Origin of the sequence: Cyclobacterium lianum, from assembly GCF_900143075.1 — a bacterium.
Classification (GTDB): domain Bacteria; phylum Bacteroidota; class Bacteroidia; order Cytophagales; family Cyclobacteriaceae; genus Cyclobacterium; species Cyclobacterium lianum.
On the sequence record NZ_FRCY01000008.1, the window covers coordinates 238,068 to 249,865 of the forward strand.

At 46.7% G+C, this 11,798-nt stretch carries 7 protein-coding genes; 6 read left to right on the top strand and 1 reads right to left on the bottom strand.

What is annotated here, in order from left to right:
- The first annotated feature begins 64 nt into the window (after positions 1 to 64).
- The 6 genes from BUB19_RS14620 to BUB19_RS14645 all read left to right on the top strand — a co-directional run bounded on the left by BUB19_RS14620 (position 65) and on the right by BUB19_RS14645 (position 9,874).
- A complete protein-coding gene (locus BUB19_RS14620; RefSeq protein WP_073095295.1) occupies positions 65 to 1,624 on the top strand; it encodes a sulfatase family protein in 1,560 nt (519 codons plus the stop codon).
- 70 nt (positions 1,625 to 1,694) lie between these two features.
- Positions 1,695 to 3,038 (top strand): nucleoside hydrolase-like domain-containing protein, encoded by a 1,344-nt coding sequence (locus BUB19_RS14625; RefSeq protein ID WP_073095296.1) that lies wholly within the window; start codon positions 1,695 to 1,697, stop codon positions 3,036 to 3,038.
- Positions 3,035 to 4,441 (top strand): hypothetical protein, encoded by a 1,407-nt coding sequence (locus BUB19_RS14630; RefSeq protein WP_143156050.1) that lies wholly within the window; start codon positions 3,035 to 3,037, stop codon positions 4,439 to 4,441. Before BUB19_RS14625 ends, BUB19_RS14630 begins: the two co-directional genes overlap by 4 nt.
- Before the next feature lie 30 nt (positions 4,442 to 4,471).
- Positions 4,472 to 6,394, top strand: coding sequence for a sulfatase-like hydrolase/transferase (locus BUB19_RS14635; RefSeq protein WP_245802858.1), 1,923 nt, complete (start codon positions 4,472 to 4,474; stop codon positions 6,392 to 6,394).
- Between the two features lie 312 nt (positions 6,395 to 6,706).
- A complete protein-coding gene (locus tag BUB19_RS14640; protein WP_073095299.1) occupies positions 6,707 to 7,804 on the top strand; it encodes a PAS domain-containing sensor histidine kinase in 1,098 nt (365 codons plus the stop codon).
- Between the two features lie 465 nt (positions 7,805 to 8,269).
- A complete protein-coding gene (locus tag BUB19_RS14645) occupies positions 8,270 to 9,874 on the top strand; it encodes a sulfatase family protein (protein WP_073095300.1) in 1,605 nt (534 codons plus the stop codon).
- Positions 9,875 to 10,205: 331 nt separating this feature from the next.
- Here BUB19_RS14645 and BUB19_RS14655 read toward each other — a convergent pair whose 3' ends face one another.
- On the bottom strand, positions 10,206 to 11,132 hold the full coding sequence (locus BUB19_RS14655) for a DUF5996 family protein (protein ID WP_073095302.1): 927 nt from the start codon (positions 11,130 to 11,132) through the stop codon (positions 10,206 to 10,208).
- Positions 11,133 to 11,798: the final 666 nt, after the last annotated feature.

Consider the following 11,798-nt stretch of genomic DNA (forward strand, 5'->3'; position numbering starts at 1 on the left):
GGAATTCGCGAAAATTTTATATCTTGTTTTTTTAATTCTTAACTAGTTTACTAAAAACCCATCTATGATCCGTTTTCGTTCCGAATTCGTCCTGCTTGTAGCCTGCGTTTTGCTGACCACTTACAGTTGCCAGCAATCAGCGAAAGAAGATGAAGCTTCTTCCACTCAAAAACCAAATATCGTTATCATTTATATGGATGATCTGGGCTACGGTGACATGAGTGCTTATGGTGCTGGCACCCTTGAGACGCCCAATATGGATTTTCTGGCCAATGGAGGAATGAAATTCACCAAAGGATATGCGTCTTCGGCGACCTGCTCTCCAAGCCGGTATGCACTTATGACCGGTACTTACCCCTGGCGAAACAAAGATGCCAAAATTCTGCCCGGAACCGCGCCCTTGCTCATCGGTCTAAATGAGCTGACCATTCCGAAAATGCTGAAAAAACAGGGTTATGCTACCGCAGTGGTAGGTAAATGGCACATGGGACTGGGAGAGGGACAAGTCGACTGGAATGAGCGGGTAAGTCCCGGCCCAAATGAAGTTGGTTTTGATTATTCCTACATCATGGCTGCCACCCAGGACAGAGTCCCAACCGTTTATCTGGAAAATGGCCTGGTACAAGGCTTGGAACCAGATGATCCCATATCCATTAGCTACCAGGAAAATTTTGAAGGAGAGCCTACCGGAAAGGACAATCCCGAAATGCTGACCATGAAATGGCATCATGGGCACAACAATAGCATTGTCAATGGGATACCACGCATAGGGTTTATGAAAGGCGGTGAGAAGGCCAAATGGGTAGACGAAGAAATGGCCGATCATTTTCTGGAAAAGGCAAAAGCATTCGTCCAGGAGGAAAGGGATGAACCGTTTTTTCTATTTTATGCCATGCAACAACCCCACGTTCCCCGCACCCCTCATCCCCGTTTTGCAGGTAAGTCCGGTATGGGGCCCAGAGGCGATGTGATACTTGAGGCAGATTGGTGCATCGGGCAGTTTATGCAAACGCTCGAGGATGCAGGCCTCCTGGAAAATACCCTGGTCATTTTCAGCAGTGACAACGGCCCGGTTCTCAATGACGGTTATTATGATGATGCCGTAGAAAAACTGGGGGATCATACCCCGTCCGGCCCCCTTCGCGGAGGGAAATACAGCCTTTTCGAAGCCGGTACCAGAGTGCCCTTTGTCACTTACTGGAAAGGTACCATTCAGCCGGGGCAATCTGATGCCATGCTCAGCCAGATAGATATCCTCAATTCCCTGGCCTCATTGACAGGAAGTGACGAGAGAAGTGCAGACGGTCAGGACTTTTCGAAAACCTTTCTGGGGAAATCTGATGAAGGCAGGGAATCATTGGTATTGGAAGCCACTACCCGTACTGCTTTCCGAAAGGGAGATTGGGTATTGATACCGCCTTATAAAGGTCCGGCGGTAAATGCAAATGTTGATATAGAATTGGGTAATGATCCGGATTTTCAATTGTACGATTTGAGTAAGGATTTGGCTCAGCAGCAAAATCTGGCTGAGGAAAATCCGGATAAGCTTAAATCCATGTTGGCAGATTTCGTGGCTATCCGGGGAGAGGAATTCGTCGATACCGAGGCGCTGGAGTTGAAATAAATCCTCTTAAACAAAGCCGATTCTCTTTTTGAGTTTATGAAATTCGATACGGCGCGTAAATAGCAGGTAGATGAAAACTTTTGTATTTCTCTTTTGTAGCCTGGTGTTCAGTTGGAAGCTTTTCGGTTTTACCACCGAAAAGCCACAGGTGATTTTACTGACCGATATCGGAGGCGACACGGACGACGAACAGAGCCTGGTGCGTTTCCTTTACTATGCCGATCACTTTGACATCCGGGCATTGTGTGCCACCAGCCGGCTGGGTCATGGGCAGGATATCATGCCGGATCTTATCGCCGGGCATTTGGAGGCATATCGCGCAATATATCCGAACTTGCTCATTCATTCACAGGGATTTCCCCATCCGGATACCCTTTTTTCGCTGATCAGAAAGGGACAGGGCAACTCGAAGGATATCGGTGAGGGGTATGATACCGAGGCATCGGACGCGATAATTCAGATAGTAGATGCGGCAGAATCACTGGTACACATCCCGGTATGGGGTGGTTTGCGAGAGTTGGCTCAGGCCCTGTGGAGGATCAGCGAAAGCCGGTCCGGGGAGGAAGTGGGCGCATTTTGCCGGAAGATACAGGTTCATGCCATCGGAGACCAGGACGGGCATAGGGAATACCTGCTCAGGGAATTCCCGGAATTGAATTTTATCGCCAATGGTTTCGCCTGGCAGGGGTTTACCGGGGTAAGGGAATTGTCTTCCTTCAGGGGTATGTACATGACCGGTCAGCAGCACATGCAAAATGGAGACTGGATCAGAACCAATATACACGGCAACGGGCCTTTGAGTGATCGATATCAACTTCATGGGCACGGTACCAATGGCATGAAGGAAGGAGATTCTCCTTCATTCCTGGGTTTGATCCGGAATGGATTAAATGTTCCCGAGCGACCCGACTGGGGGGGCTGGGGCGGCCGGTACCGTTTGCTGAAGGGCAGCCTCTGGATAGACGCTCCTGATTATCTCGACGGCACACTCAATGAGCGGCATTCGGTAGCCCGCTGGAGGATCGCCTTCCAGTCGGACTTTATGGCACGGGTAAAGTGGGCTCACCTTCCCTACGGAGAGGCAAACCACAATCCCATTCCGGTCGTAAACGGTCACCAGGGCCCGGATCCCTTGTACATTTCGGCTAAACCGGGAGACCTCATACGTTTAGATGCGGGCGGGAGCACCGATCCTGATGGACAACAGCTCGATTTTAAATGGTGGATATATGAGGAAATCTTCCGGCCGGACAAATCCTTATCGTTAAATCCGGAATTGCATGGTGCAGTAGTGTCGTTTGAAATGCCGGTAGTGACAGCGGGGCATTCCATACACCTGATCCTGGAACTGAGAGACCGGGGCTTACCGGCCCTGACCAGTTATAAACGCATCATATTAAACCCAAATCCATGAAACCATCTCTTTATTGCGGATGCCTTTTATTGCTTCTATGGACTGCGGCCTGCCGGCAGGAGGGCAGTGAAGTGCATGACCCAAAATCAGATGGCAGCATCCGGCCCTGGTCAGAGAATCCTGCATATTGGGAGTACAAGGGAAAGCCCGTACTGCTTTTGGGAGCCACCGACAACGACAACCTGTTTCAGCAGCATAACCTGAAATCGCATCTGGACAGCCTTCAGGCAATAGGTGGGAACTATATCCGGAACACCATGAGTGACCGGGATCCGGGAAACCTGCGGGCATTCGCTGCAGATGCCAATGGAAAATATGACCTGAACAGTTGGAATGAGGCCTATTGGAGCCAGTTTGATAGCCTGCTGCGCTGGACTGCCCAAAGGGACATCATCGTACAAATTGAGATATGGGACCGGTTTGATCATTCCAGGCAGGAGTGGTTGTCAGATCCCTATCATCCTGCCAATAACATCAATTATGGCTATGAGGAATCCCGGCTGGACAGCCTGTTCCCCAAGCATCCGGGAGCGAATGAACAACCTTTTTTTTATACCGTACCAGCATTGGATGATAATCCGGTAATGTTGAAATATCAGCAATCCTTTGTCCGCAAAGTATTGCAACATAGCCTTCCCTACGGCCATGTATTGTATTGCATCGACAATGAAACCAAGGGTGAAGATGAATGGGCCATTTACTGGGCCGAATTTATCAAAGAGGAGGCAGGGGATAAAGCTACTATGCTTACCCAGATGTGGGATGACTGGGACATCAAATCAGACATGCACAAGCGGACACTGGATCATCCCGAACGCTATGAATATATAGACATGTCACAAAACAGCCACAATACCGGACAGCTCAACTGGGACAATGCCCGCTACATTTTTAATTATATTCAACCCAATCCCCGACCAGTAAATAGCACCAAAATATATGGAAATACCACCAGCTCCTGGACCGGCAGGGGTATCGATGATAAACATGCAGTGGAAACTTTTTTCCGAAATATAACAGGTGGTTTTGCCGCCAGCAGGTTTCACAGGCCACCCTCCGGTTTGGGGCTGAGCACTCCTGCTATCAATGCCATTAAAACCCTTAGGAAAGTAGAGGAAAAGATGAAGTTATGGGAATTGGTTCCTCGTATGGATTTACTTTTGGAGCGAGATGAAAATGAAGGCTACTGTGCAGCCAAAACCGGTGAAAAATATCTGGTATATTTTCCCAAATCGGGAGATTTGCTGCTGGATCTGGGAGCAATGAATTCCGGGGCTACCCTTCATTGGCTTTCCGTCAGTGATGGGGATTGGCTGTCTTCGACAGAAATCTCAGGAGGCGATAAGTTCAGATTGGTAAGTCCGGTAAGCACAGGCAGCATAGCGTTGCTGCTAAAAAAGTAGATCGTTATTCCATCAAATCATACCTCTAAAGTGAAAAATCGGAACCGCACAAAGCATTATCAGAACCCCCGACGCAGCTTACATGCTGCATGGGTCTTTTTTCTATGCTGTATGGCCATCGGTCAGGCTTCTGCGACTCAGGACCGTCCCAATATTTTGTGGATCTCCCATGAGGACCTGAGCCCCATATACGGTTGCTATGGAGACAGCCTGGCCAGAACACCTGCCATAGATGAATTGGCAAAACGGAGTATCCGGTTTGACCAGGCCTTTTCCAATGCTCCCATTTGTGCACCTGCCCGGTCTACACTGATTACCGGGATGTATGCGACATCCCTGGGCTCTCAGCACCTCAGGTCAGAAACTCCCGTTCCTGAATCCTTGAAAATTTTACCAGAGGTCCTTCGCGAGGCAGGGTATTATACCAGTAATAACGTAAAGACGGATTATAATTTTAGCCATGAGGGGAGGTGGGATGAAAGTAGCAATACAGCTCACTGGCGCAATCGTCCGGACGATAAGCCTTTTTTCAGTGTTTTCAATATCATGATTACCCACGAAGGTCCTACGAATGCCTTAAGGAAAACGGATACCGAATCGCTTAAAGAGTTTACGGATCCCGATCAGGTAATGCTACCGCCCTATTTGCCAGACAGTCCAAAAATGAGACAGATCTGGGCCCATATGTATGACCTGCTGGCGGTTTTTGACCAGCGTGTGGCATCCCTGCTGGGGGATTTGGAGGAGGACGGCCTGCTGGAAGAAACCATCGTTTTTGTGTTTTCGGATCATGGCCACGGCCTTCCGGGACACAAACGCTGGCTGAATAATGCAGGATTACAAATTCCCTTTATTCTGCATGTTCCTGAGAAATACAAGCATTTCGTCGATCACATCCCCGGTACTACCACGGACCTCAAAGTGGGTTTTGTAGACTTTGCTCCCACAGTGTTGAATTTGGCGGGGGCTACGGTTCCTGAAATGATGGAAGGGAAGAGTTTCCTGGGTGAAGGTGCAACAGAAAAGGAATATGTGTTCGGCTACCGGGACAGGGCTGATGATTGCTACGAGGTTTCCCGTTCGGTATATGATGGCCGGTACTTGTATGTCAGACATTTCATGCCTCAATTGCCCTATTATCAGAACGCATTGATTTTTAATAAGGGAGGAAGCTACGAAGAAATTAACCGCTTGAGAGCGCTCGGACAGTTGCCCGATGCAACGCAACGGATGTTTTTACCCAAGGAGACCGAGCTGCTCTTCGATCTGGAAAATGATCCCTTGGAGCAAAAAAACCTGGCCACCAGGGAAGAGCATGCCAGCCGGGTCCGAAAATTGGCAGATGAACTCGACGAATGGATGATTCGGCATAGAGATACGGGGCTGCTTTCCGAGGGTATCATGATGGGGCAGGCGAAGGGGAGGAGCGTGTATGAAGTAGCGCGTGCCTACAGCCGTGAAAGCTATCAGCAGCTTCTTGAGGCAGCCAGATGGGTCGGAAAAGTTTCAGATCCGAATCATTTGATTCCTTATTTTGAATCTGGTGAACCCGCTCAAAGGTACTGGGCATTGATTGCTCTGGATGCCTACGTGGGCAACATAGAATCAACAATGCCTCATCTAAAGAAATTGATGAAGGATGCAGTACCTGCGGTAGCCACCAAAGCGGCTGAGATCATGGTTAAACGAGGCACAGACCCGGAGGCTTATGAGATATTGGAAAAAATGCTCAGGTTACCGGATGAGGTTCAGGTGCTACAGGCTGCGATAAGTGTACGCCAACTTGGGAAAAAGGCGGCACCTTTACTGCCAGTTATCCAGGATGAAATTTTCCCCCAATATGCAGGAACGATTTGGGGTAGATACAAGAGTTGGAGCTATCCCATGTTTATCGGAATGGCACTGGACCAGGCCCAGATCAATTGTAATGTCGCTATTGATACCCACAGGTAGTTTCCCGCTGGCTTTTCGAACCACAGGTATCGAACCCAATACAAGATCTTAAATCTTTTTAAAAAGTCTGTACAAAAAGGCATTTTGATGCTGGTATTTTGAATTACACCACGAAATGGCACAGGGGCTTTGTTTTTATTTTAATTAAGTCGGTTTTTTGCCACTGGTCTTTTATTAAATTTATAGCAAAATGTGTCGAAATGGTGAAAATATTTGATATTTTTATCTTCGTTTACAGCAGCTAATAAGAACAAAATGGTTCTCGATAACTACTTCGAACGAGATTTTTATCAGTATAATTTTTAATCAGCTATGGATTTACAGTCAAATAGGGAGCATACCTACGAAAAGACTCCTTTAAAAATGGATTTGTTTTTTGATCTCTCGCTGGATCTGCTTTGTATTGCAGGCTTCGACGGATATTTTAAGCGGATAAACCCTTCACTGAAAAAAGTCCTGGGCTTTCCGGACGAAATGCTATACGGTAACCCCATCAACTCCTTCGTTCATCCCGATGACCTGCAGGTCACGATAGAAACGCGCAATTATATTGTTTCGGATGGCACCCCGCTGCTCAATTTCGAAAACAGGTACGTCACACATTCAGGAGACACCATTTGGCTATCCTGGACCTCTGTACCGGCAAAGGAAGAAGGCTTGATCTACGCTGTGGCAAAAAATATCACCCACAAGAAGAAACAGGAGGCAGACAGAAATGCCCTTATAACCCGGCTCACGCAATCTAATGAGCAGTTGAAGAAGCTTACATTTACTACTTCCCATGATTTACGTTCCCCGGTCAATAATTTGCTTTCTATATTCTCCATTCTGGAGGAATCACACCTCGATCCTGACGAAATGGGGGAATTTATCCGGTTGATGAAAAATTCTACCGAAGGTTTAAAACATACCCTGGACACTTATATTGACAATTTGAGTCAGAAAGATGTATTGACGGTACTGGTAGAGCAGCTCGAGCTGCACGAAGTGATGAAGAAGGTGGTCACTTCTATCAAATCGCTGATAGAGATTTCGGATACGCAGATCCACGCAGATTTTACTGCCTTTGATCAGGTGAAATTCAATCGGTCCTATCTGGAAAGTATTTTTCTGAATATGTTTACCAATTCGATCAAGTATGCCAGGCCCGGGTGTCAAGCAGTCATTAGCGTTTCTACGCGCATCCATGAGGGAGCCAGGCAACTCATTTTTGAGGACAATGGTCTGGGCTTCGACATGGAACGCATTGGCGACAAGATTTTCGGGTTTAAAGAGACCTTTCATCAAAGCGCGGATAGTAAGGGTATAGGCCTTTATCTGGTACATAATCATGTGACATCCCTCGGCGGGAGGATTGACATTGATAGTGAACCAGAAAAGGGAGCAAGGTTTACCATTACCTTTAAATAAGTTTTATCCGTCCTTTTACTTCGTAAAGTCTTGCCTCTACCAGGAGTTTTTAAGCAAAAGTTTGGTAATATACCCTGCTTTTTTGCCAAGATGGTGAAAGAAATATCCGTTGGATTGCTCTGAATTTAATATTTGTAGCGAGAAACCTTTAACACCTGACGCCAGCCAGAGGGTTCAACCTCAATGCTACACCCGCTATGCCTGATTTGGTTCCGGATTATTTTTACGGTGACAGTAAGTGTCACCTTTGTGGCAGGCCGGCACCTGTCAATCCAGGGAATAAATATGACCGTATGAATAAAGAACAGACTATCAGCAGTATGTAAATCATCAACGGAAAATGAGTATTGCCGGAAGGACAAAACTATCATTTGGCGGGGCTTTCTGGTGTACTTTTTATATCAAAAAATAGGCGGGGGAAAAATCCTTTGCTAAATTGATAAAAAAGATAAAATAAATTAATCGATGAAAAAAATTCTCCTTTTTGTTTTTGTTGTAAGCTGGCTGTTCGCTTCCTGCCAGGAAAAAGAAGCTGAACAGCGTCCAAACATCCTTTTTATCATGACTGATGACCATACCCAACAGGCCATCTATGCCTATGAAAAAGGTTTGCTCGACAGTGTTTATTTTCCCAATATGGACCGCCTGGCGAAAGAGGGTGCCTTGTTCAGGAATAGTTTTGTTACCAATTCGATCTGTGCACCTAGCCGCGCGGTATTGCTTACAGGTAAATACAGCCACCTGAATGGGAAGGTAGACAATGTAGGTCCCTTTAACTGGGATCAAATGATATATCCGAAGCTGTTGCAGGAGGCTGGTTACGCTACAGCATTGATCGGAAAGATTCACCTGGGGGGCAAGCCACAGGGATACGATTTTTCGCTAACGTTGCCAGGTCAGGGAAATTACTATAATCCTGAATTTATCCGAAATGGGGAGGAGGAAGTGAAATTTGAAGGACATTGCGAAGCGCTCATTCCACAATTTGTAGTGGACTGGTTGGAAAACGATTGGGACAAAAGCAAGCCTTTTGCCATCAACTACCACCCCAAAGCGCCACATCGAAACTGGATGCCTGAAGAAAAGTACCTTTCTTATCTGGAAGACAAGGAATTTGAGTTTCCTGACAATTTCTTTGACGATTACGAGGGAAGAGGTACTGCCGCCAGGGAGCAGGAAATGGAAATCGTGGACAACATGTATTGGGGTTGGGATATGAAATTTGAGGAAAACCCATTCACTGGGGAACCCAGTCGGCTGGCCGCACCCTTTGGAAGAATGACAGAAGAGCAGATGGCTGCGTGGAATGAAGTGTATGGGCCGGCAAATGAAAAGTTCATCAGGGAATTTGTTCCTGGGGATCAGCGAATTGCGGACACTCCCGATAGAAAGGCACTCGCCAAATTCAAGTTTCACAGGTATCTCAGGGATTACCTCAAGGTTGTAAAATCTGTTGACGACGGTATAGGAAAGGTGCTCGGATACCTGGAAGAAAAAGGAATTCTGGACAATACCATAGTCATTTATACCTCAGATCAGGGTTTTTACCTGGGGGAGCACGGTTGGTATGACAAGCGCTTCATGTACGAAACATCACTGAGTACTCCCCTGCTGGTGAGATACCCAAAGGAGATTAAAGCCGGATCAGTGGTTGAAGAAATGGTGATGAACCTGGATCATGCTCCTACGATACTGGACTATGCCGGCCTTGAAAAGCCCCATGACATGCAGGGCGAATCCTGGCGTGCCATTGCAGCAGGAGAGGATGTATCCTGGAGGGATGCGATCTATTACCATTATTACGAATATCCCGGAGCACACAGCGTGAAGCGGCACTATGGCGCCAGGACCGAAAGGTACAAGTTGATCCATTTTTATTACGACATTGACGAATGGGAGCTTTATGACCTGAAAACAGACCCCAAGGAGATGAACAACGTTTATAATGATCCCGCCTATGCCGAGGTTCAGCAAGCGCTGCATACCCGGCTGGAAGAACTTCGTGAGCAGTATGGTGATTCAGATGAATTAAATCAGCAGTACATCGATAGAAGCCTATCCAAAAACTAAAGGCTACCTTGATGCACATCCTGAAGGAAAACAGTGTCTTTTCTGAGGGTACCGGATTAATCAATATGCATCAGGCCCTGAAAATGTAGAGGTGGCAGGCCCCACCCGATCTGCCATGTTTGAAGATGAGCAGCCTGGAGGTCCCATTATGATCCAGGGTGACCATGGTCCCGTGGCGTTCAGAAACATTGCCTACAAGCTGTTTGACATCCCGGTGCCCTCAATTAGCGATCTTGAATTTGCCTGTTTTAAGGGGAAGTTCCAGTCTCCTGGTGAGTTCCGGGACATGCCTATGCCATGCAGGGTATCATGAGGGTTGAAAATAAGAGCATCAGCCTGGATTCCTTTCCAACTCGCTGCGGTTCCACCCGGAAGTTTTTGCTGCCGCCTGGTAGGTGCTTTGCAGAAAGTCCATAAGCATGGCTTCAGGGTTATTCGATTTTTGAACGTCCTCGTATTTTAAAATGAACTCACCCATTTCTGCACTGTAAAATGCTTCTTTCGGCAGAACTGGCTGCCCGGCAAATTGTGGGTCTGCAGGATATACATAGGAATAAAAGATCGCACTGGGAAAATCTTTTGATCCCGGCCAGAAGCCAGCGCTGCTCACCTCTTTGGAATAGGCCTCCTGCATTACCTCTAGTGGCATGTTAGGTGCTCCTCCGGGATGCAGCGGGGCAGGTCGGCCCGAAAATCGGGTAACAGCCAGGTCAAAGGCACCCCAAAACAAATGAACAGGACTGCACTTACCGGTAAAATCACTTCTGAAATGGCTAAAAACGGCCTGAGTCTTAGCCATAGCTTTCCAGAGGTCAAATGCAGCATTGCGGTCATAGGATTTTTGAATCGTATTTTCCTTAAAGGGAATGGCATGTTCTAACTCATTGGGACGGCCATGAATGGTGACCACAATTCCCAGTTCCGAAAGCTTTTCAAACAGTTCATGGTAAAAATCTGCCACGGACATGGACCTCAGCCTAAATTTTTTGTTTTGCCCATGTGCGCAGGAAATTACCAACTCGTGTTGCCTCAAATCAAAATCTATTTGAAAAAAACCGCCCTGATAGGGGATGCTTTGTGTACTAAATCCGTGCGGACTCAGATACAACGTGCAGTGCCAGGAGTGATTCTGCCAGGGCATGGTTCGCAGTCGGATTTTACCTACTATCTGTGTCCATTGGTGCAATGATTCTATGGTGTCTTCCATTTTATGGAAGTTCAGTATGGGCCAGGATAAAGAAGTGTCTTTTGGTTCCATTGGAGGTATACTTAGGTTAATGAGGTGACATCGTGTTGGCTTGTGCTCTTATTATTCCCCGGGTTTGAAAAACCGGAGATACGAATCCAGGGGACGGTGATTCATGCAAATTGTCCCAAATACACATTTTTTTTGCATACTGTTCTTTCTGGAGGGCCTGCTGGCAGTACCTGGGAACAGAAAGTTCAGGTATTTTTGCAATCTCCGGATCCTGACGGGCAAACAAATTCCTGATAGTACAATCAATTTAAAATAAAATCAAGAAGGATCAAAGCTAAACGAAGGCTTTCATGAAACCTTGTTGCTGATGCAATGCTATTAAGTTAAGCTTTTTGGTTTGTTATTTTGGTTTCAAAATGGAATAATTTTGATTTTTCCCTGCCGGTTTCGGTATCTTGGCGAGCTTTTTATCAGGTTTCGGGCATAGGCTTCCTTACTCCTGAAGCAGGTGTCAATTTTTGGTGCGATATGTTGTATTTTCTTCTCTTTCCTTCCCTTTTTTGCTATTTATAGTATTGGTTGGTCCTTGCCGATTTTCCCAGACCCTTTCTAGAAAATTTCCTTCCCTTCTTTACCGCTACCTGCTTTCGGGCTATCTTGTTGACCAGGATTTCCAGTATTTTTTCCACACTTTCCCGGCTGAACAACTCCACAATCCTTTTTCTG

What these genes read in the sequence shown, in the direction of transcription:
- BUB19_RS14620 (WP_073095295.1), top strand. Translation starts at nt 65, where the DNA reads ATGATCCGTTTTCGTTCCGAATTCGTCCTGCTTGTAGCCTGCGTTTTG.
- BUB19_RS14625 (WP_073095296.1), top strand. Translation starts at nt 1,695, where the DNA reads ATGAAAACTTTTGTATTTCTCTTTTGTAGCCTGGTGTTCAGTTGGAAG.
- BUB19_RS14630 (WP_143156050.1), top strand. Translation starts at nt 3,035, where the DNA reads ATGAAACCATCTCTTTATTGCGGATGCCTTTTATTGCTTCTATGGACT.
- BUB19_RS14640 (WP_073095299.1), top strand. Translation starts at nt 6,707, where the DNA reads ATGGATTTACAGTCAAATAGGGAGCATACCTACGAAAAGACTCCTTTA.
- BUB19_RS14645 (WP_073095300.1), top strand. Translation starts at nt 8,270, where the DNA reads ATGAAAAAAATTCTCCTTTTTGTTTTTGTTGTAAGCTGGCTGTTCGCT.
- BUB19_RS14655 (WP_073095302.1), bottom strand. Translation starts at nt 11,132, where the DNA reads ATGGAACCAAAAGACACTTCTTTATCCTGGCCCATACTGAACTTCCAT.